Source organism: Caulobacter sp. GW821-FHT05F04 (genome assembly GCF_059419665.1).
This window is the reverse complement of sequence record NZ_JBWKSF010000004.1, coordinates 153,244-178,760: the sequence shown is the minus strand read 5'-3', so window position 1 is coordinate 178,760 and position 25,517 is coordinate 153,244. Positions and strand designations below refer to the sequence as shown.

Genomic DNA, 25,517 nt, shown 5'->3' with positions numbered 1-25,517 from the left:
GAGGTTCTATGTCCAAGAATACCACGGGGCGCGTGCGCGCCCTGCACTACGGCGTGTCCGCTAGCGCCCTGGCCCTGGCGATGGTTTTCGCCGGCGCCGCGTCGGCCCAGGAAGCGCCCGCTCCGGCCCCTGCCGATGATCAAGTCGAGGCTATCGTGGTCACCGGCTTCCGCAAATCGCTGGATGCGGCGCTCAACGCCAAGCGCGACTCGGTCTCGTCGGTCGACGTCATCGTCGCCGAGGACATCGCAAAGTTCCCCGATCAGAACCTCGCCGAGTCGCTGCAGCGCGTTCCCGGCATCTCGATCGTTCGCGACGGCGGCGAAGGCCGCGCCATCACCGTGCGCGGCCTGGGCTCGCGCTTCACCCGCGTGCGGGTCAACGGCATGGAAGCGGTCGCCACCACCTCGGACGGCGCCAGCGCCAACCGCGAGCGCGGCTTCGACTTCAACGTCTTCGCTTCAGAGCTGTTCAGCTCGCTGGTCGTCCACAAGACCGCCGAGGCTTCGCTCGACGAAGGCTCCCTGGGCGCGGTCGTCGACCTGAACACCGGCAACCCGCTGGCCGGCAAGGACGGCTTCACGCTCGCGCTCAGCGCGCAGGGTCAATACAACAGCCTGAGCAAGGATCTCGGTCCGCGCCTGGCCGGCCTGGTCAACTATCGTCACCCGAGCGGCGTGTGGGGCGCGTCGATCTCGGCCGCCTATTCCCAGCAGGAACAGATTGAGTCGACCAACAACACCGTGCGCTGGGCCCAGGCCCGCTTCAACCGCGTGGGTTCGACCAACTGCTTCACCACGCAAAACAGCGGCGGCTCCTACGTTCCGAGCGCGGCCTGTAACGAAGCGGCGCTGGCCTTCCACCCCCGTATTCCGCGCTACGGCCAGGTCACCCATGATCGTGAGCGCCTGGGGCTGACCGGCAGCTTCCAGTATGCGCCGACCGACCGCACCAAGTTGTCGGTCGACGGCCTGTATTCGAAGTACAAGGCCACCCGCAACGAGAAGTGGGCCGAGGTCCTGTTCCGCTCCAACGAGCGCTCGATCAACGTCCGCGACTACACGCTGGACAGCAACAACAACATGATCAAGGGCACGTTCGACAACGCCTGGGTGCGCCTGGAGCACTATGAGCGCAAGCTGGACACCACCTTCTACCAACTCGGCGCGAACCTGACCCACGAGTTCTCGGACAAGTTCAAGATCCAGGGTCTGGCCGGCTTCTCGAAGTCGGACGCCGACATCCCGTATGAGACGACGATCATCTTCGACGACCGGGACGCCACCGGCTACAGCTATGACTATACCAACATGAAGAAGCCGGTGCTGGCGTTCGGCGCCAGCATCAGCGATCCGACGAATTTCCAGTTCGCGGAATTCCGCGACCGTCCGTCGAACAACACCAATAAGTTCAAGACCTTCGGCCTGAACGGCGACTGGGCGATGAGCGACTCGATCACGCTAAAGGGCGGCGCGTCGTTCCGCCAGTTCGACCTGAACCTGCGCGAGGGCGCGCGCGACTCGACCTACTGCGCCGCCTTCACCTGCGCGGCCGGGACCTACGGCGCGCCGGTCACCTCGGCGCTGACCACGAACTTCACCCTGAGCGGCGCGGAGGCGCCGGCCGGCACGACGACCAGCTGGGCGGCTCCGAACCTCGATGCGGCGACGGCCCTGGTCAATCTCTACAACCGCCCTCTGATCCAGCAGGCCGGCAATACCCGCGCCGTGACCGAGAAGGACACCGGCGCCTTCGTCCAGATGGACGTGAAGAGCCGGATCGGCGACCTCGACTACGCGCTGAACGCCGGCGTGCGGTACGTGAAGACCGAGCAGTCCTCGACCGGCCTCAACAGCGGCCAGAACCTGACCGTCGATCGCACCTATAAGGACTGGCTGCCCGCGGCCAACTTGGTGCTCTATCCGATGGACAAGGTCATCGTCCGCGCCTCGGCCGCCAAGGTGATGACGCGTCCCAACCTCGGCGCCCTGACGCCCGGCGGGTCGGTGGACGGTTTCAACTACCGCATCACCACCGGCAATCCTCAGCTGAAGCCCTATCGCGCCAAGGCCTATGACGCCGCGGTGGAATGGTATTTCGCCCGCGAGTCGATCTTCTCGGTCGCGCTGTTCAAGAAGGACATCGCGAGCTTCCCGCTCTCGACGTCCGTCCAGGGCACCTACGCGTCGACCGGCTTGCCGCTGTCGCTGATCCTGGCCAGCTCGCCCGCCGCCGCCAATCCCGAAGCGCGGCCCTGGACGATTGGCACGACGATCGACGGGAAGGGCGCTTCGCTGAAGGGCGTAGAGTTCGCGATCCAGGGACCCTTCTCGTTCCTGCCCGGCTTCTGGTCGAAGTTCGGCGGCATCGCCAACGTGACCTTGGTCGATTCCAACGTCAACTATCGGGTCAATGGCGCAGCCACCGTCGCCGACCCTCGGAATCCGACGACGAACGCACAGCTTTCCTTCCCGCAACTCGTTGCGCGTGATGAGTCGTCGAGCCTGTTCGACCTGTCGAAGCGCGCCTTCAACGCGACGCTCTACTACGAGGCCGACAAGTTCAGCGCTCGCGCCTCGGTCGCCTATCGCAGTGGCTATATCGACGCGGCCAGCGACACCGGCAATGTGTTCGAGGGCTACAACAGCTCGGTCAATGTCGACGCCTCGATGCGCTATCGCCTCAACGACAACTTCGAGGTTTCGCTGGAAGGCGTGAACCTGACGGACGAGTACCGCGACCGCTTCACCGACCTCGCGGCCGACCGGAACTACGAATACAACCACTTCGGCCGGACCATCATGTTCGGGGTCCGTTACAAGATGTAGTCACGCCGCGAGGCGTGAACGGGAAAGGCCGCCGGGTGACCGGCGGCCTTTTTCGTTGCGGGATGGCCGGCCAAGAGAGGCTACCCGGCGACCCCGTCGATCCAGGTCGCCGTGACGTTGAGCGCGTCGTCGAGCAGGCAGAAGTCGGCCGCGAAGCCCTGGGCGATCCGGCCGCGCTGGGTCCCCAGGCCCAGGAACGCCGCGGGGGCGGCCGAGGCCATCATCACGGCGTCCTCCAGGCTGACGCCCAGCAGCGCGACGGCGTTGCGCACCGCGCCGGCCATGTCGAGGTCGGAGCCCGCCAGGGTGCCGTTCTCGTCGACGCAGACGCCGTCGCGCACCACGATCTCGCGGCCCTGCAGGACGAAGCGCTTGTCGGTCATGCCCACCGTCGGCATGGCGTCGGTCACCAGCATGAAGCGGTCGAGAGGCCGGGTGCGCAGGGCGATCTTCAGGGTCACCGGGTCGACGTGGCGGCCGTCGACGATGATGCCGGCCCACGCCGTCTGGCTCTCCAGAGCCGCGCCCACCGCGCCCGGCTCGCGGCTGGTCAGCGGCGACATGGCGTTGAACAGGTGCGTGAAGCCGGTCAGGCCGTGGTCCAGGGCCTGGCGCATGGTCTTGTGGAGCGCATTGGTGTGGCCGGCGGCGACGCGCACGCCGGCGTCGGCCAGGCGCTGGATCATTTCGGGCGTGGTGCGCTCTGGGGCCAGGGTGACCAGAGTCTTGCCGACCTTCAGCGAGGTCAGCAGCGCCAGGGCTTCTTCGTCGATGACGCGGAACTTGCCCTCGTCGTGGATGCCCTTGCGCTTGGGGCTGAGGAACGGACCCTCGATGTGGACGCCTAGCACGCCGGGCACGCCTTGCGTGATGGCTTGCTCGGTCGCCCGCATGGCCTGGTCGACCACCGAGAGGTCGTCGCTGATCAGGGTCGGCAGGAAGCCGGTCGTACCATAGGCCCTGTGGGCCGCGCCGATCGCGGCTATGGCTTCGGACGTAGGCGAGTCGTTGAACAGCACGCCGCCGCCGCCATTGACCTGGGTGTCGATATAGCCAGGAACCAGCAGGCCGCCGGACAGGTCGTGGGCTTGAGCGCCGGCCGGAACCGCGCCGGTGTCGACGACGCCCGCGATCATGCCGCTCTCGATCAGAACGGCCTTGCCATCGACGACGCCGGCTTCCGTCAGGACGCGGCCATTTACAAGTGCAGCCAGCATCAGACGGTTTCAGTGACCTTGTTGAGGTGGGGCGGGCTGTCGGGATCGTAGCCGCGCGCGACCGAAAGCGCATTGGCCATTCGGTAGAAGCTCTGGATCATCAGGATCGGCTCGAGCACCGGGTGGTTCGACAGCGTCGGCAGGACGTCCGCGCCATCCTCGCCGGGGGCCGCCAGCAGCACGTCGGCGCCGCGCTCGCGCAGGCCTTCGGCCATCTCGTCGACGCTCGCTCGACTCTCGTCGTTCTGGGCGAAGACCAGGGCCGGGAAGCCCGCCTTCACCAGCGCCATTGGGCCGTGCAGAACCTCGGCGGCGCTGAAGGCCTCGGCGTGCAGGCCGCAGGTCTCCTTGAACTTCAGGGCGGCCTCTAGGGCGACCGCGAAACCGACGCCGCGGCCCAGGACGTAGAGATTCCGGGCCAGCTTCAGGCGTTCGACGGCTGGCGACCAGTCCAGGGTCCAGGCCTCGGCCAGGGCGGCCGGCAGGGTCGCCAGCGCCTGCGTCAGCTCATCGTCCTGGGTCCAGGCGGCGATCAGCTGGGTGATGGCCACGAGGGCGGCGATATAGGACTTGGTGGCCGCGACGCTGAGCTCGGGGCCGGCATGCAGCGGGATCACCTCGTCGGCCAGTTCGGCCAGAGGCGAGTCGACGACATTGACCAGGGCCACCGCATAGGCGCCGGCGGCCTTGGCCGCCTTCACGGCCGCCAGCAGGTCAGGGCTCTTGCCCGACTGCGAAATGGCCAGAACCAGCGCGCCTTCCAGGTTGGGCGAGGCGTCATAGACCGAGCTGACCGACAGACCGGCCGACGAGGTCAGCACCCCGGCCTTGGTCTCGATCAGGTAGCGGGCGAAGGTCGCGGCGTGGTCGCTGCTGCCCCGGGCGCAGGTGACGACGACGCGCGGCGGGTTGGCGCGCAGACGCTCGGCCAGGGCCTCGATCTTGCTGGCGTTGGCGGCCAGCTGGATCGCGGCGACTTCCGAGGCCTGGCCGGCTTCCAGGAACATGCGCGTGGACTCTGGCGCGAGATTCTGGGGTGCCGGCCGTGTGGGCGCGGGGGTCTCAGGACGGGTCAAGACGGTCGCCTCCAAGCTCTGCTCCTCAGACTCAAGACACTCGGGACTGGCGCTCACGACAGTGCATTCAGTTCCGCGACGAAATCGTACGCATCGCCGCGATAGTAGGATTGCGTGACTTCCACCGCCCGGCCGTCGCGCAGGAAGCCGCGCCGCTCGATCAGCAGGCCGGCGTCCTTGACGGGCACGCCCAGCAGGTCGGCCTGCTCGGCCTGGAACAGCACCGCGCGCAGGCGCTGCAGTGCCCGCACGGGCCGGTGGCCGGTGCTCTCCAGCGCCTCGTACAGCGAGACGCCGACCACCTCGGTGGAGGGCAGGGCGAAGGCGGCGATGGTGGTGTACTCCACGGCCATCGGCGCGCCGTCGGCGAAGCGGATGCGGGCGAAACGATAGACCGGCGTGCCGGGCGACAGGCCCAGGGTCAGCGACTCCTCGGGCGTGACGTGGCCCTCGGCGCGGCTGATCCATTCGCTGCGCGGCACGCGCCCGCGCGAGATCATGTCCTCGGTGAACGAGGTGAGCTTGGAGAAGCTCTTTTCCACGCGCGCGGCGACGAAGGTGCCCGCGCCCTGGCGGCGCGTCAGCAGGCCCTCGCTGACCAGACCGTCCAGCGCCTTGCGGACGGTGATGCGCGAGATGCTGAATTCGTCGGCCAGATCACGCTCGGCGGGCAGGGCGTCGTCAGGCGCCAGCACCTTCGTCTGGATGGCCTCGCGGAGGGCGCGCTGCAGTTGCTTGTAGAGCGGAGCGTGATCGTTCCTAGCGTCGAGCCGCCCGATCCGTTCAGCAAACGTCATTTACAGCCTCCCTCGCCAGTCGTCGCGCAAACCGACGGCGCCCCGATACCCGTTCTCGATAGCATATGACCATTTTCATACCAATAAGAACGTGGTCTGCAATTGGTTTCTTTTTGGCCTTGTCATCCGCAAAATTTCCGTCACAGTTCTCTCCTGAGGCCTGAGAAGTACCACTTTCTGCGGAACCTCCCGGAAAATTGGTATCATATTGGGCTTGGGGTTCGGCTCCGGTCCAGTAGGCCCGGCAAAAATGGGGAGAAGCCGAGTTATGTCTAATTTCCGCAAATCCGTGCTGGCCGTATCGGTGAGCGCCATGTCCGTCATGGCCGCGGCGCCTGCCCTGGCGCAAGACAACACCGCCGTGGAAGAGGTGGTCGTCACCGGCATCCGCGCCTCGCTGCTGCAGTCCATCGAGTCCAAGCGCCGCGCCAACGCCATCGTCGACGTCGTCACCGCCGAGGACGTGGGCAAGTTTCCAAGCTCCAACGTCGCCGAAGCCCTGACCATCGTGCCCGGCGTCACCGTCGACCGCGCCTTCGGTCAAGGCGAGAAGGTCAGCATCCTGGGCACCGACCCGGCGCTGAACCGCACCCTGCTCAACGGCCAGACCGTGGCGTCCGCCGACTGGTTCATCCTGGATTCTCCGGGCCGCACGTTCAACTACGCCCTTCTGGCGCCGCAGATCGTCGGCAAGGTCGAGGTCTTCAAGTCGCCCGAGGCGCGCATCGACGAAGGCAGCATCGGCGGCACGGTCATCGTCAACACCCGCAAGCCGCTGGACCTGAAGGCCGGCCTCGTCGCCGGCGCGGTGAGCTATCTCTACACCGACCGCTCCAAGAAGGGCGACGCCCAGGGCTCGCTGCTGCTGAGCTGGAAGAACGACGCCCAGACCTTCGGAGCCAGCTTCTCGGTCCAGCGCGCCAAGGACCAGCTGCGTCGCGACGGCGTCGAAAGCTACGGCACCATGGCCGCCAATCAGTGGGCCGGCGGCAATCCGGACAACCCGGTGGACTCGCGGACCAAGGGCTGCACCGGCTCGTGCGCCACGACCCTGACCTCGAACCTGACGGCCCGCAGCCCGAACGCCTTCGGCGCCTCGTACTTCGAGCAGGACCGCACCCGCACCACCTACACCACGGCCCTGCAGTGGAAGCCGACCGACGCTCTGTCGTTCGACTTCAACTGGATGAAGATCAAGGCCGACTACGACAACACCAACCAGTCGATGTACGCCTTCCAGGGCAACACCTGGAACAGCCTGGGCGCCCTGACGGGCCTGACCGTCAATAACGGCGTCGTCACCAAGGCCTCGTTCAACAACGCGCTGAGCGTGCTGGACGTGCAGTACCGCGAAGCCGAGCTGAAGTCCGACACCTACCACCTGAAGGGCCAGTACAAGGCCGACGGCTGGGATCTGTCGGGCGAGATCGGCAAGTCCACCGCCGACGGCGGCACCAAGCGCCAAGTCTTCCTCGAGTTCCTGAACTGGGCCAACTACACCGTCGACATCTCCGGCGCGCCCAAGAGCCCCGGCAGCCTGACCTACACGACCAACGTCATGGGCAATCCGTCGGCCTTCGCGACCGATCCGGGCTGGAGCGGCAACCTGGTCAGCAAGCCGACCAGCGACGAAGAGAAGTACGCCCAGCTCGACCTGGGCAAGGACTTCGACGGCGTCATCCAGCGCGTCCAGGTCGGCTACAAGCGTCGTGAGCACCTGACCGGTCAGCAGTATTCGGGCATCGCCATCACCGGTGTCGCCGCCCCGGCCTCGCTGTTCGACCCGTCGACCGTGCCCAGCAACTACCTGAAGGGCTTCGACGGCGTTGGCGAGCAGATGGCGAACCGCTTCCGCATCGATGGCCGGTCGATGGTGTCGTACGTCGACAGCGGCAAGTGGCTGGCTCCAGGCGCTTCGATGCCCAAGCCGTCGATCTTCGCCGCCGCCGAGTTCACGGCCGGCAACTGGAACATCGAGGAGAACATCGACGCGCTGTACGCCCAGGCCAATTTCAAGGCCGACAACGTCCGCGGCAACTTTGGCGTCCGCTACGTGAAGACCTCGGTCAACAGCGCCGGCTATGTCTGCAAGCCCGGCGCGGCCTGCAACGCCGCCGCCGACTGGACCTGGGCGACGACGAAGAAGAGCTACGACAACGTCCTGCCCAGCGTGAACATCATCGTCGACGCCCGCGAGGACCTGGTGTTCCGCTTCGCGGCCGCCCAGGTGATCGCCCGCCCGAACTACGCCGACATGACCAACTACTTCTGGCTGTCGGACGGCATCCTGACGGGCGGCGGCGGCAATCCGAGCCTGGAGCCCTACAAGTCGAGCAACGTCAACGCCTCGGCCGAGTGGTACTTCCAGCCGCAAGCGATCCTGTCGGCCGAAGTGTTCTACAAGGACATCTCGAACTACATCCTGACCCGCACGCAGCCGGAATCGTACTTCAACCAGTCGCAAGGCAAGGTCACGACCTATCAGATCAGCCGTCCGTTCAACGCGGGCTCGGCCGAAGTGAAGGGCCTGGCGGTCGCCTACCAGCAGAACTTCGCCTACGGCTTCGGCCTGCTGGCCAACTACACCTACGCCGACGGCTCCGGCCAGGGCGGCGCGCCGCTGCCGTACAATTCGAAGAACCAGATCAACGTCAGCCCCTTCTACGAACATGGTCCGTTCTCGGCCCGGGCGACGTTCAACTGGCGCTCGAAGTACTTCACGGGCGTCGACCGCGGCGACGACATGTTCGTCAAGGCGTCCAAGACTCTGGATGCGACGGTCGGCTACGCGATCAACCAGAACATCACCATGTCGGTCTCGGGCCAGAACCTGCTGGACAGCGAGTACTACGCCTACGCCAACACCACGGCCCTGCCGCGCGGCGTCTACCGCACCGGCCGCAAGCTGCAGGCCACGCTGAACGTCGCCTTCTAGGACGCTCGGCGGCGGAGGCTCCTCACGGGGCCTCCGCCAGCCACGGCGCATTGATCCAACCCCTCCTGACTGCAAGCATGGAGCTGGGGCGGGGCAGTCTCGCTGTCCCGCCCGCTTTTTGCCGCCTGTTTCCCTGCGAGGCCGCGTGACCAAGACTCCGCTGCGCACCATCGCCGTTTCGGCGGTTGTTCTGGCCGCCGCGCTCGCGACGAGCGCCATGGCCGACTCCGCCGGCCTGACCCTGACCCCCGCGCCTGCCAAGGCGGTCCGCGCCGAAGGGGCCTTCAAGCTTTCCGCCGCCACCCGCATCCACGTGGCCAAGGGTGATGTCGAGGCCAAGGGTGTCGCCACCCAACTCGCCGACCTGATCCAGCGCTCTCGCGGCTTCAAGCCCGGCGTGGTCGAGGGGCCGCCCGCCGCCGGTGAAGCCGCCATCGTCCTGACCCGCGAAGGACCCGCGGGCGAGACCTACAAACTGGACATCTCGCCCAACGCCGTGACCATCGCCGCCGCCAAGCGCGCGGGCCTGTTCTACGGCGCCATGTCGCTGTGGCAGCTGGCGACGCCGGACGCGGCCAAGGGGCCGGTCGCCGTGCCCGCCGCGTCGATCGAGGACGCCCCGCGCTTCGCCTGGCGCGGCCTGATGGTCGACAGCGCCCGCCACGTCCAGTCGCTGGACACCCTGAAGGCGGTCATCGACGCCATGGCGGCCCACAAGCTCAATACCTTCCACTGGCACCTGGTCGACGACCAGGGCTGGCGGCTGGAGATCAAGAAGTATCCGAAGCTGACGGAGATCGGCGCCTGGCGCACCGATCCGGGCGCGGCGCGCGGCTATCCGAAGTACGGGGGCTTCTACACCCAGGATCAGGCCCGCGAGCTGGTGGCCTACGCCGCCGCCCGCAACATCACCGTGGTGCCGGAGATCGAGACCCCGGGCCACGCCCTGGCGCCGATCGTCGCCTACCCCTCGCTCGGCACGGCCGCGCCGGACGCCTCGCGGATGGGGGATTGGGGCGTGTTCCCCTGGCTCTACAACACCGACGACGCGACCTTCGCCTTTCTCGACGGCGTGCTGAACGAGGTGATGGACATCTTCCCGTCGACCTTCATCCACGTTGGCGGCGACGAGGCGGTCAAGGACCAGTGGAAGGCCAGCCCGAAGGTCCAGGCCAAGATCAAGGAACTGGGGCTCAAGGACGAACATGAACTGCAGAGCTGGTTCATCCAGCGGGTCGGCAAGTCGCTGAACAAGCGCGGCCGCCGCCTGATCGGCTGGGACGAGATCCTGGAAGGGGGTCTCGCCCCCAACGCCACGGTCATGTCGTGGCGCGGCATCGACGGCGCCATCGCCGCCGCCAAGCAGGGCCATGACACGGTGCTGTCGCCGCATCCGGTGCTCTATCTCGACAACCGCCAGAGCCAGTCGCCTGAAGAGCCGACCGGTCGCGGCCACGTCTCCAGCCTGAAGGACGTCTACGCCTTCGATCCGGCCCCGGCCCAGCTGACCCCGGACGAGCGCGAGCACATCCTGGGCGTCCAGGCCAATGTCTGGACCGAGCACATGCAGACCGACACCCGCATGGAGCTGATGGCCTTCCCGCGCGCCGTGGCCCTGGCCGAGCGCGGCTGGTCGTCTGAAGCGGACGCGAACTGGGACGACTTCGCCCGCCGGTTGCCGGCCGAGATGGCGCGTCTGAAGATCCTGGGCGTCGCCGCCAACACCGTGCCGTTCGAGCCGCAAGGCTCGCCGTCGGAAGGCGTGGACGGCAAGACCCAGTTGGCCCTCTCGACCGGCTTGGGCGTCGGCGAGATCCGCTACACCACCGACGGCAAGGCCCCGACGGCGGCCTCCAGCGTCTATGCGGGCGCCCTGGCGCTGACCAGCGGCGCGACGGTGAAGGCCCAGACCTTCGTCGAAGGCCAGGCCCTGGGCCGCGCGCGGTCCTGGACCATCACGCCGGCCCTGCTGGACACTCGCGTCAGTGGCCAGCTGAAGGCCTGCACCGAGAAGGTGCCCTTGACGCTGATCGACGACGCGCCCGCCGCCTTCGACAAGCGGCCGATGATGTATGTCGACATCTTCAACCCCTGCTGGATCTGGGAAGGCGCCAGGCTGGACAAGGGCGCGGTGCTGACCGCGCGGATCACCCAGATCCCGTTCAACTTCCAGGTCGGCAAGGACCGCGACAACATTCCGCTCCACCCGCCCGCCACGCCAGGCGGAGAGCTGGAGGTGCGGTTAGGCTGTACGGGCGAGCGCATCGCCGCCATCCCGCTGGGCGACGCCGCCAGGAATCCGGGCCTGTCGACGGTCACCGCCCGCTTGCCGGCCCGCGCGGGCCAGACGGACTTGTGCCTGACCTTCACCTCGAAGACCCTCGATCCCTTCTGGGTGATCGAGCGCGTGACCCTGAAGTCCCAATAAGCGTTCCAGACAGAGTAGCGCCCCGTGTCCAACCTCGTACTCTCCGCGCCGCTCAAGGGCTGGATCGCGCCGCTCGACGAGACTCCCGACGCGGTGTTCGCCGAGCGGATGCTGGGCGACGGCCTGGCCATCGATCCGTTCGGCTCGACCCTGCACGCGCCCTGCGACGCGGTGGTCGCCACCGTCCACCGCGCCCGCCACGCCGTGACCCTGCGCGCCGCCAACGGGGCCGAGATCCTGATGCACGTGGGCCTGGAGACCGTGGCCCTGAACGGCGAAGGCTTCAGCGTCTTCGTCAAGGAAGGCCAGGGCGTGAAGGCCGGCGACAAGCTGCTGGGCTTCGACATCGACCTCCTGGCCCAGCGCGCCCGAAGCCTGATCACCCCGGTGGTGATCACCAATCCGGACGCCTTCGAGATCGTCCGCCGCGACCAGGATCGCGAGGTGTCGGTCGGCGACTTCCTGATGGAGCTGGCGCCGATCGGCGGAAACGCCGCCGCCGGCCTGGTGAGCGACGGCGAGGTCGCGCGCGCGGTCATTGTTCCCCTTGTCCACGGCGTCCACGCCCGTCCGGCCGCTCGCATCGCCGAGACCGCCCGCAAGTTCGAGGCCGAGGTCGCCCTCGTGGCGGTCAACCGCCGCGCCAGCGCCAAGAGCCCGGTCGGTGTCATGTCCCTGGCCATCCGCCACGGCGACACCATCCAAGTGGTGGCTTCGGGCCACGACGCCGAGGCGGCGATCCAGGCGGTGGCCGAGCTGATCGGCGGCGGCATGGGCGAGGGCGGACCGGCTCCGGCCGAGAGCGCGGCGCCCGTTGTGATCGAGGCGCCTGTGGCGCCCGCCGAACTGCCGCGTGACGGCGTGCTGAAGGGCGTGCTGGCCGCGCCGGGACTGGCCATCGGCAAGGCCGTTCGGTTGGCTTCGACCGACATCGTCGTGCGCGAAGCCGGCGAGGGCGTCGCCCATGAAGAGGCCGGCCTGGCCGCCGCCCTCGACACCGTCCGCGCCAGGATCGAAGCCAATGCCGCCAAGGGGGACAAGGCCCGCAAGGCCATTCTCGGTGCCCACCTGGCCTTCCTGGATGATCCCGAACTCTCCGCCGGGGCTCGCCGCCTGATCGGGGAGGGCAAGAGCGCCGGCTTTGCCTGGCGCAAGGCAGTCGGCGGCTATGTCGAGGCCCTGCGCGGTCTGGGCGACCGCCGCCTGGCCGAACGCGTCGACGACCTCGTGGATCTGGAACGCCAGGTGCTGCGCGCCCTCCTTGTTTTGGAAGGGGCCGGCGAAGAGGACGAGGGCGCGGTCCTGCCGCCCGGCTCGATCCTGCTGGCCGACGAACTGCTGCCCTCGCAGCTGATGGGCGTCGATCCCGCCGCTGTGGCCGGCTTCGCCACCGCGCGCGGCGGTCCGACCTCGCACGTCGCCATCCTGGCCGCCGCCATGGGCATCCCGGCGATGGTCGCCCTGGGCGGCGCGCTGCTCAAGGTCAAGGACGGCGCGACGCTGATCCTCGACGCCGACAGCGGGACCCTGCGGGTCGCGCCCGACGCGCCGGCCCTGGAAGCGGCCCAGACCGCCTTGGCCCAGCGCCAGGAACGCCGCGCCGCCGCCCGGGCCGCCGCCCACGACCCTTGTGTCACCCGGGACGGCGTCCGCATCGAGGTGTTCGCGAATACCGGCTCGCTGAACGACGCCCTGGCCGCCGTGGCCAATGGCGCGGAAGGCTGCGGCCTGCTGCGCACCGAGTTCCTGTTTCTCGACCGCGACACCCCGCCCGACGAGGACGAGCAGGCCCGCCAGTACCAGGCCATCGCCTCGGCCCTGGACGGCAAGCCGCTGATCATCCGCACCCTGGATGTCGGCGGCGACAAGGCCGCGCCCTATCTGCCGATCCCGGCCGAGGAGAATCCCGCCCTGGGCCTGCGCGGCGTCCGCGTCAGTCTTTGGCGGCCGCATCTGCTGAAGACTCAGCTGCGGGCCATCTTGCGCGTTCGGCCACTCGGTCAGTGCAAGATCATGGTCCCGATGATCGCCAGCCTGGACGAGCTGCGCGCCGTCCGCGCCATGCTGGACGAGGCCAAGCGCGAGATGGGCGTCACCGACAAGGTCGAGCTGGGGGTGATGATCGAGACCCCGGCCGCGGCCGTGACCGCCGACCTGCTCGCCGCCGAGGCCGACTTCCTGTCGATCGGCACCAACGACCTGACCCAGTATGTGCTGGCCATGGACCGGGGCAATCCCGAGCTGGCCGCCCGCATCGACGCCCTGCATCCGGCGGTGCTGCGGATGATCGACCAGACCTGCAAGGGCGCGGCCAAGCATCATCGCTGGGTCGGCGTCTGCGGCGGGCTGGCCTCCGACGTCGCCGCCACCCCGATCCTGCTGGGCCTGGGCGTGACCGAGCTTTCGACCACGGCCTCGATCGCGCCCGAGGTGAAGGCCCGGGTCCGTGGCCTTTCTCTTGAAGCTTGCCGCAGCCTCGCGGCCCAGGCCCTGGACCAGACCTCGTCCGAGGCGGTCCGCGCCCTCGTGAAATCCTTCGGAGCCTGAACCCGATGAAGTCTCCGCTCGAGATTCTTCAGCCCCTGGGCCGGGCCCTGATGCTGCCGATCGCGGTGCTGCCGGTGGCGGCGCTGCTGCTGCGCATCGGCCAGACCGACCTGCTGGGCGCGCCAGGCCTGGCCGTCATGACCCACGGCGTCTCGCTGAACATCGCCAACGTCTTCAGCGCCGCCGGCGGCGCGATCTTCGGCAGCCTGGGCCTGATCTTCGCCATCGGCGTCGCCGTCGGCCTGGCCAGGGAGAACCACGGCGCGGCGGGCCTGGCCGGCGTTGTCTGCTACGTGATCGCCACCAAGGGCGTCGACGCCCTGCTGGTCGTTCCGCCCGAGGTCACGGCCAAGGTGGTCGCCGAAGCCAAGGACCTAACGGTGGCGGCCTGGAAGGCCAAGGAGATCGGCAAGCTGTCGATCCCCGTCGGCATCCTGTCGGGCGTGATCAGCGGCTGGCTCTACAACCGCTACAGTGACATCAAGCTGCCGGAGTACCTGGCCTTTTTCGGCGGCCGTCGGTTCGTGCCGATCGTGGCCGGCCTGGCGGGCGTGATCCTGGCCCTGATCTTCGGCTCGTGCTGGGGCGCTCTGGAGGCCGGCGTCGACGGGCTGAGCCATCTGGTCACGGCGTCGGGCAATGTCGGCCTGTTCGTCTTCGGCCTGTTCAACCGCCTGCTGATCGTCACGGGCCTGCACCATATCCTCAACAACGTGGTCTGGTTCATCCTGGGCGACTTCAATGGCGTCACTGGCGACCTCAACCGCTTCGCCGCCGGCGACAAGACCGCCGGCGCGTTCATGAGCGGCTTCTTCCCGGTGATGATGTTCGGCCTGCCGGCCGCGTGCCTGGCCATGCTGCACACCGCCAAGCCCGAGCGGCGCAAGGCCGTCGCCGGCATGCTGGGCTCGCTGGCCCTGACCTCGTTCCTGACCGGGGTGACCGAACCGATCGAGTTCAGCTTCATGTTCCTGGCCCCGGCGCTGTTCGCGATCCACGCGGTGCTGACAGGCCTGTCGATGGCCCTGATGAACATTCTCGACGTGAAGCTGGGCTTCGGCTTCTCGGCGGGCCTGTTCGACTATGTGCTGAACTTCAACAAGGCCACGCACCCGCTGCTGCTGATCCCGGTCGGCCTGGTCTATGGCGCGATCTATTATGGCGTCTTCCGCTTCGCGATCCTCCGCTTCGACCTCAAGACTCCGGGGCGCGAGGACGAGGAGGCCGTCGCCGTCGAGACCGTCACCACCGGCGGCGGCCGGGGCGCGGACTTCGTGGCGGCCTTGGGCGGCGCGGACAACCTGACCAGCGTCGACGCCTGCACCACTCGCCTGCGCCTGATCGTCGTCGACCAGGGCGCGGTCAGCGAACCGGCCCTGAAGGCGCTCGGCGCGCGCGGTGTGGTGCGGCCGTCCGACAAGGCGCTGCAGGTCGTGCTGGGCCCGATCGCCGACGGCGTCGCCGGCGAGATCCGCGCCGCCCTAGGCCGAGGTATCGGGGGGGCTGCCGCGCTCGCCAAGCCCGTCGCCGCCGCCAAGCCCGCGCCCTTGGCGCCGCCCAGCATCGACGACGACCGCAAGGCCGAGAAGCTGCTGAGCGCTCTGGGCGGGCCCGCGAACCTGAAAAGTGTCGGGACCTGCTCCAGCCGCCTGCGCCTGGTCGTCGCCGACCAGGGCGCGGTCAGCGAGCCGGCTCTGAAGGCCCTGGGCGCGCGCGGCGTGATCCGGGTTGGCGACAAGGTTGTCCACGTCGTGCTGGGTCCCGACGCCGAGCGCGTCGGCGAAGCTGTCCGCCGCCAGTTGCCCTAGCTAGAACAGGTGGGCCTTGAAGAAGGCCGCCGAGCGGGCGTTGGCGAGCTTGGCGTCGGCGTCGTCATAGTGGTCGCCGCCGGGCCGCGCGAAGGCGTGGTTGCGACCGGGATAGGTGTGGATCTGGATGCGCGGGTGCCCGTCCAGGGCGTCGTGGATCTTCGCCTGGGCCTCCTTGCCGATATATTCGTCGTCGCCGGCCAGGTGCATCAGCAGCGGCTTCTTGATCCGCGCGCCCTCGGCCACGTAGTTGTCGGTCCCGCCGCCGTAGTAGACGACGCCCACATCCGCGTCGCTGGCCGCCATGGCCCGGAACGTCATCAGTCCGCCCAGGCAGTAGCCGGTCACGCCGACCTTGCCGTTGGCGCCGTCCAGCGTCCGCGCGGCCTTGATGGTGGCGACCACGTCCTCGACGCCCTTGTCGAAGTCGAAGCGATTGTAGAAGCCGAACGCCTTCTCCGAGTTCTCGGGCGAGGCCTCCGACATCGCCAGGCCGGGTTCGAAGCGCCAGAACAGGTCGGGAGCGACGACGATATAGCCCTGGGCGGCCAGCTCGCCGGCGATCTGCCGGATGCCGTCATTGACGCCGAAGATCTCCTGAATGAGGACGATAGCCGGCGCGGGCGCCGTGCTGGGGCGCACCACCAGGGCCTGGAAGTCGCCATCGGGGACGGTGATGGTCAGGTACTCGGACACGGTCGCGCTCCTGCGGCGGATCGGGGGACGGCCGCGAGTTTCGACATTCGTGCGAGCCCGCGCTTGAACGATCCTGTCGGGTCGGACGAGCGCCGCGCGCGCGGCTCGCCACCGTTCAGAACTGGCGGCTCGCGCAGGCGATGACCGTTGGCGTCATCGGTGGCGCAATCCTGAGCGCGGGTGAGCTGAACGGCCGCGCCGGCGCGGCCTATCGTATGGCTTCAGGCGGCCGCGCGGCCTTGAACGTCCCGCAGTTCAGCGCTGATCATCCGGGCGGCGGCGACCAGATCGTCGGCGTAACGGCCGACAGCCTCGTCCATCTTGATCGCGGAAGAGAAGAACACCAGCGTCAATGCGCCACAGACCACGCCGTCTTCGAAGATGGGCGCAGCGACCGAGGAGGTCTTGCCAGGCGTGGAGGTGAAGCGGTTCCTGGCGCGCGTCGCATAGCCCGCCTCGCGGATCTCTTCGAACAGGATACCCGACTGGAAAAGCGAGAGGGTATGCGGATCAATTCCAGGCCCGACCTCGTCGATGCTCTCCAGAATGCCAGCCCTCTCCTCATCGGTGGCGAACGCCATGTAGGCGCGCCCGGAAGCGCACTCAAGCAGAGGAAAGGTGTCTCCAGGATGATAGTTGTTGAAGCTCAGCGATGTCAGGGCATGGGTACTGTCGCGCACCATCATGGATTGCCCGACGCGGGTGGCGATCAACATCGGCCAAAGGTGTTTCTTGGTAAGCGCAACGATATGGGGGCGCGCGATCGAGGTGACCCGGCTGAAGTCCTGGTAGCCGCTGGCTAGCGTCTGAACGAGCGCCGTGGGGCGATAGTGCTTTCGGGCGGGTTCCCGTTCGATCATGCCCTCGTGCAACAAAGTCTGCACAATTCGGCAGGCGGTCGGATAGGGCACCTTCGACTGAACGGCGATATCCATCATCGACAAGGAGCCGGCGCGGTTGATCGCCCGCAGGACGGCTAAGCTTCGCGTAACGGACCGAATTGGAACGCCTTTTTCCATTTGGTGAACTCTCCCCAGAACACCTTCGAAACTTTGTGCCGGAATCCACGCTCGCGTACCGCTTAGGCACATTTATCCGCCTGGCGATAAAATTAAAACTTCAACACAATCGAGCAAGAGGTTTTGCTCGCTCAAGAGACCGACTGGCGGCTAAGCCGACTAAGTCGCAGGCGCCCGCCGCAGGCTTTGACACGCCATCGCGTGACGGTTTCGAAGGCTCTCCCTATGCTCACACAGCTATTTCCCGTTGGACTTGCGAGGGAACTGACGAGCATGGCCATAAAGGCTCACGTGTCGAACTTCGAAGCCCTGGTGGCCGCGCGCGCGCGAGGGGGCGGCGATCTGCTGGCGGTGCCTGGCTGTTGGGATGCCTTCAGCGCCCGCGTGGCCGCCGAAGCCGGGGCCGCCGCGCTTTCTCTCTCGCCCCGTACGGTGGCCATGGCCCGGTACGGTCGTCCCGACGAGGATCAGGTCGCGTTCGGAGAGGTGGTCGATCTCACGCGGTCCATCCGTGAAGTCGTCGATCTGCCTTTGATCGTCGACGTCCAGGCCGGCTACGGCAACGCGCTCAATGTGATCCGGACGGTAAAGCTGTTCGAGCGCGCGGGCGCCTCGGCGATCCACATCTCGGACGCCGTCAGCCCCGGCAGCGTGCAGGAGGGGGCCGGCGAGGTCGTCGTTCGGCCGGCGGACATGATCGGCAAGCTCAAGGCGGCTGTCGACACCCGCGTGGACGCCTTGATTATCGTCCGCACCCAGGCTGCGGGCGTCGAAGGCCTGGCTGCGGCGTTTGACCGGCTGGAAGCCTATCTCGAAGCCGGCGCAGACATGATTCTGGTGGATCGGGTGTCAGTGCAGCGGGTGGCGGCGCACTTCGCCGGCCGCGTCCCGATGATCTACGATTTCGGGTTCGACCAGGACGACGGTGTGACGGCCGCGGTGTTGGAAGATCTGGGCTATGCGATGGCGTTGAGCCCGGCCGCCGTGCTCAACGCCATGTCGCAAGCGGCGGGGCGGGCGCTGAGCAATCTCGCGCCCCCGCGCCGGCTTCGGCCTATCGGCGTCGTGAAATGATGCGGTCCGAGCCTGGCTATCCGCCGTTCGGGTAATGCACGCGAGCGCCCTCGTCGGCTTGCCTCTTGACTCTAATGTCTTCAGCAGAATTCGGGGAGCGGGCTTTTGGGACCTCTTGCGGGCGTAATGGTGCTGGATCTCACGCGCGTGCTCGCGGGGCCGTGGGCGACCCAGACCCTCGCCGATCTCGGCGCCGAGGTGATCAAGATCGAGCGGCCCGGAGCCGGAGATGACACCCGCGCATGGGGACCGCCGTTCCTTGACGGCGACGACAAGGACGGCGGGGGCGGCGACGCGGCCTATTTCACGGCGGCCAACCGCAACAAGAGGTCGGTCACCGCGAACCTGGCGACCCAAGAAGGCCGTGACATCGTCCGCGCGCTGGCGACGCGGGCCGACATCTTCGTCGAAAACTTCAAGGTGGGCGATCTGGGCCGTCATGGGCTCGACTACGCCAGTCTCGCCAAACTGAATCCCCGGCTGATCTACTGTTCGATCACCGGCTTTGGCCAGACGGGCCCCGAGGCGGGCCGGGCCGGCTACGACGCCATGATCCAGGCCATGGGGGGGTTGATGTCCATCACGGGCCAACCCGCCGGCGCGCCGGGCGACGAGCCCATGAAGACCGGCGTCGCCGTCGTCGACCTGTTCACCGGCATGTACGCGGCGACCGCGATCCTGGCGGCCCTATTGCACGTGCGCGCAACCGGGCAGGGTCAGCACATCGATCTGGCCCTGTTCGATGTCCAGTTGAGCATGCTCGCCAACCAAGCGTCGAACTATCTTGTTTCAGGGCGATCGCCCGGGCGGCTGGGCAATGCGCACCCCAATCTGGTTCCCTACCAGGTGTTCGAAACCGCCGACGGCGCCTTGGTGCTGGCGATCGGTAACGATGCTCAGTTTCGCGCCTTCGCGGCCTTGTGCGACGACGGGCTGGCGACCGATCGGAGGTTCCAGACCAACGCCTTGCGCGTCAGGAACAGATCCGAGCTCGTCGATGTCCTGCGGCCGCACCTGCGCAGGCGCACGACGACGGAATGGGCGAAGCTGCTCGATCGCGCCGGCGTGCCCTGCGGCCCGATTAATTCGGTCGCCCAGGCCTTCGCCGAACCTCAGGCGATCGCGCGCAACGCAGTGGTCGAGCAGACTCGCGACGACCTCGATGCGCCGATCCGCACCGTGGCCTCGCCGATCAGGCTTTCACGGACGCCGCTGGAGTATCGCCTGGCGCCGCCCGCCCTCGGCGCCGACACTCGCGCCGTCCTTTCCGAACGCCTGGGGTTTTCGGAAGACGCGCTCGACGGCCTAGCGTCGAAGGGCGCGATCTGACTACCGCGCGGAAAGCCAGGCTTCGACCTCATCGACATCAACCACATCGGCGTATTTGAGCTGAAGGTCGGTCAGGTTGGCGAAGTGGTAGCTCTCGTGCTTGTCGGCGACGCACTGCTCGGGAACGATGGTGCGGTAGCCGTGGGAGAGCGAGTCCACCGCCGTCGCCCGCACACAGCCCGAGGTCGAGCCGCCGGTGATCACGACGGTGTCGACCCTGTGCCAGACGAGGTAGCTGGCCAGCGGCGTTTCAAAGAAGGCCGACGGCATCCGCTTGGTGAACACGAGGTCGCGCGCTTCGTCGATCTCCACCCGCGGATCGAACAGATGGCGTTCGCTCTCGTATTTGATGTTCTGCAGAGAATCTGGCGTATCGGTTCGCGTGCCCCAGACGCCCGCGTCGCCCGCGTCGGGCTTATAGGCGACGTGGCTCCAGATCACCGGCATGCCCTTCGACCGCGCGAGGGCCGATATGCGGTTGGTGTGTTCGATCTGTCTCGGGTCGGTGACGTAAGCGCTCTTTGGAAACAGATCAGGCCGCGTATAGGCCTGCTGGAAGTCGATGTTCATGATCGCCAGCTTTTGGCCGAAGCCGAACCGCGCTCGGGCGGGGTTGGCCTTCACGGCTTCGTAAAGTTCGCGCGCGGTTTTGTGCTCGCACACCATGGTCGGTTCGAAGGCAAGATCCGTCATTGGTTCAACTCCTTGCTTGCGCCCCTAGAAGGCGCTCTCGCCGGTGATGGCGCGGCCCAGGATCAGGGCGTGGACGTCGTGGGCACCCTCGTAGGTGTTCACCGTCTCGAGGTTCGCGGCGTGCCGCATGACATGATACTCGCCGGAAATCCCGTTGCCGCCGTGCATGTCGCGGGCGACACGGGCGATGTCGAGCGCCTTGCCGCAGTTGTTGCGCTTCATCATCGAGATCGCCTCGGGAACCCAGGCACCCTCGTCAAGCAGCCGGCCCAGCGCAAGGGCTCCCTCGAAGCCGAGCGCGATCTCGGTCTGTATGTCGGCTAGCTTCTTCTGGACGAGCTGACGCGACGCGAGCGAGCGCCCGAACAGCGAGCGGCTCGCGACATAGTCGCGGCTGGCATGGAGGCAGAACTCGGCCGCGCCCATCGCGCCCCAGGCGATGCCGTAGCGCGCCTTGTTGAGGCAGGAGAACGGCCCCCGCAGGCCCGACACGCCCGGCAGGATCATGTTCTCGGGTACGAACACGTCGGCCAGCGCGATCTCTCCGGTGACGGAGGCGCGCAAGGACAGCTTGTTGCGGATCGTCGGCGTATTGAAGCCCTCGGCGCTCCGCTCGACCAGGAAGCCGCGGATCACGCCGTCGAGCTTGGCCCAAACGATGGCCACGTCGCAGATGGGGCTGTTGGTGATCCACATCTTCGCGCCATTGAGCACGTAGCCGCCGTCGACCTTCTTGGCGACCGTGCGCATGGAGGCCGGATCGGAGCCGCCGTCGGGTTCGGTCAAGCCGAAGCACCCCACCACCTCGCCCGCCGCCATGGCCGGCAGGAACTTCCGCTTCTGCGCCTCGGAGCCGAACGCATGGATCGGATACATGACCAGTGAGGATTGCACGCTCATCGCCGACCGATAGCCGGAGTCAGCGGCCTCGATTTCGCGAGCGATGAGCCCGTAGGCGACGTGGCTGACGCCGGCGCCGCCGTACTCCTCGGGCAGGGTCGGGCCGAGGAAACCGAGCGCGCCCATCTCCCTGAGAATCTCGCGATCGAAGCGCTCGTCGGCATAGGCGTCGACGACTCGGGGCATGAGCTTTTCGCGGGCGTACTGCCGCGCTGTCTCCCAGATCATCCGTTCTTCGTCGGTGAGCCGCGCGGCGAGGTCGAGTGGATCTTCCCAGCGAAACGTCTTCTGGCTTTGCCCAAGGGCGGCGGACATGGATGCTCCTCTGGCCGGACTTTGGGATCGGCCGCTGTCAGTTTGTGCTCACGCTCCAACTCCGCCTAGCCCGGCCGGATCGCCAGTTCAGAGACCGCCTTGGTCGCACAGCGGATAAGGCTATAGCTTCGCCCCATGCGGGTCCGCGCCGCCGCCTAGTATGGACCTCGTGATGCGAAGGAGCGGGGAGAGGCTATTGTCTGGTGCGATCGGGGATGCGGCGAGCCCGGCCGCGATGACGATGGTCGAGAAGATCATCGCGCGCGCCGCCGGCCTGAGCAGCGTCAGGCCTGGTCAGATGGTGACCGCCAAGGTCGACCTGGCCTTCGCTCACGACTCCTCCGGCCCGCGCCGCTGGCGTCCGATGCTCGAAGAGCTGGGCGTCGGGCTCTGGGACCCCGACAAGGTGGTCATCGTCGCCGACCACTATGTTCCCGCCGTCGACGCCGAGACCGCAGAGATTCTGCGCGTCACCCGTGAGTTTGTCCGCGACTATGGCGTGCGCAATTTCTTCGACATGGTCGGCATCAGCCACCTTGTGCTGCCCGATCATGGCCTAATCCGCCCCGGAGCGTTTATCGCGGGCGGCGACAGTCACACGCCGACGGCCGGCGCCTTCGGGGCCTATGCGGCCGGTTATGGCGCGACCGACATGGCGGGCGTCGTGGCCACCGGCGAGACCTGGCTGCAATGCCCCGAGACAGTGCGCGTGATCCTGAACGGCCATTTGCCGCGCGGACTCTCGGCCAAGGACGTCATGCTGAGCCTCTGCAAGGCGCTCGGCCTCGACAACGCCTTCCGCGCCATCGAATACGCCGGGAGCGCCGTCGAGGCCATGGGCATGCCGGAACGGATGGTGCTGTCGAACATGGCCGCCGAGCTCGGGGCCGAGACGGGCGTCGTCGCGCCCGACGCTGTCACCTTCGCCTATCTGCGCGAGCGCGGGCGTCCGGTGGAGGACGAAGCCGCCGCCCTGGCGCTCGCCTCCGATCCCGGCGCCGTGTTTGCCGAGACCCACGTCTTCGACGCCTCGGCGCTCGCCCCGCAGATCGCCGCGCCGCATTCGCCGGCCAACACCTTCGACGTCGGCCAACTGGCCGGCCAGAAGATCGACCAGGCCTATATCGGGGCCTGCGTGGGGGCGAAGATCGAAGACCTGCGCATGGCCGCGGCCGTGCTCAAGGGCCGCAGGATCGCGCCCGGCGTGCGGCTGCTCGTGGCGCCGGCCTCATCGAAGACCACCACCCTGGCCGCCGCCGACGGTACGCTCTCCGTGCTGATGGAAGCGGGCGCCACGCTGATGCCGTCCGGCTGCGGCGCCTGCGCGGGATACGGGGCCGGCGTGCTAGCTCAGGGCGAGGTCTGCATCTCCTCGACCAATCGCAACTTCCAGGGCCGCATGGGCTCGTCGGGCGCGAAGGTCTTCCTGGGTTCGCCCTATTCGGTGGCCGCCGCCGCGGTCGCCGGCGCGATCAGCGATCCGCGCGCGCTTCTCGAACAGGGAGCGGCGTAATGGGTCGCGCCTTCGTTTTCGGCGACAACGTCGACACCGACCTCCTGGCGCCCGGCGCCTACATGAAATCGAGCGCCGAGGACCTCGCCCGCCATTGCCTGGAGGCGCTCGACCCGTCCTTCGCCGCCACCGTGCGTCCGGGCGACGTGGTGGTCGCCGGCGCCAATTTCGGGATGGGCTCCTCGCGGGAGCAGGCGGCGGTGTCGCTCAAGCTGCTCGGCGTCTCGGCGGTGCTGGCGACGTCATTCGCGCGAATCTTCTTCCGCAACGCCATCAATCTCGGCGTCCCGGCGGTGGTGTTCGAACAGGCGGCGGAAATCTCGCCAGGCGATCAGTTGGAGATCCGCCTGGAGGAAGGCGCCGTCGATAACCTAACGACAGGCAAGACCTACGAGCTCGAGCCTCTCCCCAGCCATATCATGGCGATGATCCGCGACGGCGGGCTATTGCCGCACCTAAAGCGCCGTCTGGCGGCGCCGGAGTCCGACGATGAATAAAACCCTGTCGCAGAGGCTGGCCGGGAGTGAAGCCCTGCTCGCCCCCGGGGCCTACGACCCGCTTTCGGCCCTGATGATCGAGCGTGCCGGATTCGAGGCGGTCTATCTTTCGGGCGCGGCGATCTCCTACACCCAACTGGGTAGGCCCGACATCGGGCTCGTCAGCCTCGACCACGTGGTCGACGTAACGGCGCGGATTCGCGAACGGGTGTCCCTGCCGATCATCGTCGACGCCGATACCGGCTTCGGCGGTTCGATCAGCGCCCGCCGCACGATCAAACTGCTGGAACGCGCCGGGGCCTCGGCGATGCAGATCGAGGACCAGTCCTTCCCCAAACGTTGCGGCCATTTGGCCGGTAAGACGGTGATCTCCGCGGACGAGATGTGCGGCAAGCTGGCTGCGGTGCTCGACGCGCGCGAGTCCTCCGAGACCCTGGTGATCGCGCGGACCGACGCCATCTCCGTGATCGGCTTCGAGGAGGCGATCGCACGGGCGGTGCGCTACCGCGAGACGGGAGCCGACGTCATTTTCGTCGAGGCGCCGCGCACCGAGGCGGAGATGAGGGCCATCGTGAAGGCGCTGCCCGGCGTGCCGCTGATCGCCAACATGGTGGAGGGGGGGGCCACGCCGCCCTTCACCCTGGACCAACTCTCCGAAATGGGCTTCAAGCTGGTCATCTCGCCGGGCGCCCTGGTGCGCAATCTGGTGCATCAGGCCGAGGTCTTCCTGAAGAGTCTGCGCGAGAGCGGCTCCACCCAACCGATGCTGCGCAGCATGCTCGACTTCAAGGGGCTGAACGAGCGTCTGGGCATCGATGAGATGGCCGCCCTCGGAGATCGCTACGATCCCGGCCTCAAGTTGGAACTCTATCGCGCGGCCGCGGAGCGCTGATTTCCATGCGCGCCGATCCGAACCTTTACGACTACTGGCCTTACCGGGACCGTCCCAAGATCGTGTGGCCAGGCGGCAAGAAGCTGGCGTTCTGGATCGCACCCAACATCGAGTTCTACGAGTTCGATCCGCCGAAGAATCCATCGCGACCGGGCTGGCCCAAGCCATCGCCCGATGTCGTAGGCTACTCCCAGCGCGACTGGGGCAACCGCGTCGGACACTGGCGGCTGATGGATCTGATGGACCGATTTGGCCTGCGCGGCTCGATCTCCCTGTCGACCGCGCTCATCGACCATCATCCGGAAATCATCGAGGCCTGTGTTGCGCGCAACTGGGAGTTCTTCTCCCACGGCATCTACAACACCCGCTACGCCTATGGCATGGACGAGGTTCAGGAGCGGGCCATCATCGAGGACTCGATCCGCTCGATCCAGAACGCTACCGGGCAGCGGATCCGGGGCTATCTGGCGCCGGCGCTCACCCATACCGAGCGGACCTTCGACCTGCTGGCGGAATACGACTTCTGGTACACCTGCGATCTCTTCCAGGATGACCAGCCGCAGCCGCTGAAGACCAAAGGCGGGCGCCTGATCTCGATGCCCTATTCGCTGGAGGTCAACGACGTCATCGCCTATGGCGCGCTCACCATGGATCCCTGGCGCTACGCCGAGGTGCTAAAGCGGCACTTCGACCAACTGCTGGAGGAGGGCGAGCGCAGCGGCACGGTGATGTGCATTCCGCTGCATGCCTATCTGGTCAGCCAGCCGCACCGTATTGGCGCGTTCGAAGAGGCGCTGAGCCACATCGCCGGCCACGGCTCCGACGTCTGGTTCGCGACCGCCGCCGAGATCGCCCAAGCCTATCGTGAGCAGTATTGGGACCAGACGGTCGCCGACATCCAGGCCAGGGGCCTGGCGACCGGCGGGACCGGCTTCGGCCCAGCGGAGGGCTGA

The 25,517-nt window shown here is 67.4% G+C and carries 19 protein-coding genes; 11 read left to right on the top strand and 8 right to left on the bottom strand.

Features of this window, described 5'->3' with window-relative positions; genetic code table 11:
* Nucleotides 1–8: 8 nt before the first annotated feature.
* A complete protein-coding gene (locus tag AC07R7_RS12415) occupies nucleotides 9–2,828 on the top strand; it encodes a TonB-dependent receptor (RefSeq protein WP_494635352.1) in 2,820 nt (939 codons plus the stop codon).
* An 80-nt stretch (nucleotides 2,829–2,908) separates the two neighbouring features.
* Here the strand turns inward: AC07R7_RS12415 and nagA are convergent, their stop codons facing one another.
* From nagA to AC07R7_RS12395, 4 genes are all read right to left on the bottom strand, one after another.
* Nucleotides 2,909–4,045, bottom strand: coding sequence for an N-acetylglucosamine-6-phosphate deacetylase (nagA, locus tag AC07R7_RS12410; protein ID WP_494635351.1), 1,137 nt, complete (start codon nucleotides 4,043–4,045; stop codon nucleotides 2,909–2,911).
* Nucleotides 4,045–5,136, bottom strand: a complete 1,092-nt coding sequence (locus tag AC07R7_RS12405) for an SIS domain-containing protein (protein WP_494635350.1) — start codon at nucleotides 5,134–5,136, stop codon at nucleotides 4,045–4,047. The genes nagA and AC07R7_RS12405 overlap by 1 nt, the downstream gene beginning before the upstream one ends.
* Nucleotides 5,137–5,174: 38 nt before the next feature.
* A complete protein-coding gene (locus AC07R7_RS12400; protein ID WP_492887048.1) occupies nucleotides 5,175–5,918 on the bottom strand; it encodes a GntR family transcriptional regulator in 744 nt (247 codons plus the stop codon).
* A 75-nt stretch (nucleotides 5,919–5,993) separates the two neighbouring features.
* A complete protein-coding gene (locus AC07R7_RS12395) occupies nucleotides 5,994–6,062 on the bottom strand; it encodes a hypothetical protein (protein WP_476064238.1) in 69 nt (22 codons plus the stop codon).
* A 124-nt stretch (nucleotides 6,063–6,186) separates the two neighbouring features.
* On the opposite strand from AC07R7_RS12395, the gene AC07R7_RS12390 reads away from it, so the two are divergent.
* From AC07R7_RS12390 to nagE, 4 genes are all read left to right on the top strand, one after another.
* Nucleotides 6,187–8,853, top strand: a complete 2,667-nt coding sequence (locus AC07R7_RS12390; protein WP_494635349.1) for a TonB-dependent receptor — start codon at nucleotides 6,187–6,189, stop codon at nucleotides 8,851–8,853.
* A 145-nt stretch (nucleotides 8,854–8,998) separates the two neighbouring features.
* On the top strand, nucleotides 8,999–11,281 hold the full coding sequence (locus tag AC07R7_RS12385) for a family 20 glycosylhydrolase (protein WP_494635348.1): 2,283 nt from the start codon (nucleotides 8,999–9,001) through the stop codon (nucleotides 11,279–11,281).
* 24 nt (nucleotides 11,282–11,305) lie between these two features.
* Nucleotides 11,306–13,828, top strand: a complete 2,523-nt coding sequence (gene ptsP / locus AC07R7_RS12380) for a phosphoenolpyruvate--protein phosphotransferase (protein WP_494635347.1) — start codon at nucleotides 11,306–11,308, stop codon at nucleotides 13,826–13,828.
* Nucleotides 13,829–13,833: 5 nt separating this feature from the next.
* Complete coding sequence (gene nagE / locus AC07R7_RS12375; protein ID WP_494635346.1) at nucleotides 13,834–15,636, top strand: N-acetylglucosamine-specific PTS transporter subunit IIBC; 1,803 nt, start codon at nucleotides 13,834–13,836, stop codon at nucleotides 15,634–15,636.
* On the opposite strand, the gene AC07R7_RS12370 is transcribed toward nagE, so the two are convergent.
* Nucleotides 15,637–16,332 (bottom strand): dienelactone hydrolase family protein, encoded by a 696-nt coding sequence (locus tag AC07R7_RS12370; protein WP_494635345.1) that lies wholly within the window; start codon nucleotides 16,330–16,332, stop codon nucleotides 15,637–15,639.
* Between the two features lie 221 nt (nucleotides 16,333–16,553).
* The gene (locus AC07R7_RS12365) at nucleotides 16,554–17,351 is read right to left on the bottom strand and encodes an IclR family transcriptional regulator domain-containing protein (protein ID WP_492887042.1); all 798 of its coding nucleotides are present in this window, start codon (nucleotides 17,349–17,351) and stop codon (nucleotides 16,554–16,556) included.
* Between the two features lie 273 nt (nucleotides 17,352–17,624).
* Here AC07R7_RS12365 and AC07R7_RS12360 point away from each other — a divergent pair, with 273 nt between their 5' ends.
* On the top strand, nucleotides 17,625–18,425 hold the full coding sequence (locus AC07R7_RS12360) for an isocitrate lyase/PEP mutase family protein (protein ID WP_494635344.1): 801 nt from the start codon (nucleotides 17,625–17,627) through the stop codon (nucleotides 18,423–18,425).
* Nucleotides 18,426–18,551: 126 nt separating this feature from the next.
* The gene (locus AC07R7_RS12355; RefSeq protein ID WP_494635343.1) at nucleotides 18,552–19,754 is read left to right on the top strand and encodes a CaiB/BaiF CoA transferase family protein; all 1,203 of its coding nucleotides are present in this window, start codon (nucleotides 18,552–18,554) and stop codon (nucleotides 19,752–19,754) included.
* On the opposite strand, the gene AC07R7_RS12350 is transcribed toward AC07R7_RS12355, so the two are convergent.
* Together AC07R7_RS12350 and AC07R7_RS12345 are read right to left on the bottom strand one after the other, a co-directional pair.
* Entirely contained in the window at nucleotides 19,755–20,447 is a 693-nt protein-coding gene (locus tag AC07R7_RS12350; RefSeq protein WP_494635342.1) for an isochorismatase family protein, read from the bottom strand.
* Between the two features lie 24 nt (nucleotides 20,448–20,471).
* Nucleotides 20,472–21,662 (bottom strand): acyl-CoA dehydrogenase, encoded by a 1,191-nt coding sequence (locus AC07R7_RS12345; RefSeq protein WP_494635341.1) that lies wholly within the window; start codon nucleotides 21,660–21,662, stop codon nucleotides 20,472–20,474.
* Nucleotides 21,663–21,858: 196 nt separating this feature from the next.
* On the opposite strand from AC07R7_RS12345, the gene AC07R7_RS12340 reads away from it, so the two are divergent.
* Genes AC07R7_RS12340 through AC07R7_RS12325 form a run of 4 tightly spaced genes read left to right on the top strand, consistent with a single transcriptional unit; the run spans nucleotide 21,859 to nucleotide 25,517 of the window.
* Entirely contained in the window at nucleotides 21,859–23,175 is a 1,317-nt protein-coding gene (locus AC07R7_RS12340) for an aconitase/3-isopropylmalate dehydratase large subunit family protein (protein WP_492887037.1), read from the top strand.
* A complete protein-coding gene (locus tag AC07R7_RS12335; protein ID WP_492887036.1) occupies nucleotides 23,175–23,672 on the top strand; it encodes a LeuD/DmdB family oxidoreductase small subunit in 498 nt (165 codons plus the stop codon). The genes AC07R7_RS12340 and AC07R7_RS12335 overlap by 1 nt, the downstream gene beginning before the upstream one ends.
* Nucleotides 23,665–24,564, top strand: a complete 900-nt coding sequence (locus AC07R7_RS12330) for an isocitrate lyase/PEP mutase family protein (protein ID WP_492887035.1) — start codon at nucleotides 23,665–23,667, stop codon at nucleotides 24,562–24,564. The genes AC07R7_RS12335 and AC07R7_RS12330 overlap by 8 nt, the downstream gene beginning before the upstream one ends.
* Nucleotides 24,565–24,569: 5 nt before the next feature.
* Nucleotides 24,570–25,517 carry a polysaccharide deacetylase family protein gene (locus AC07R7_RS12325; RefSeq protein ID WP_492887034.1) on the top strand — a complete coding sequence of 316 codons (948 nt, stop codon included), beginning with the start codon at nucleotides 24,570–24,572 and terminating at the stop codon, nucleotides 25,515–25,517.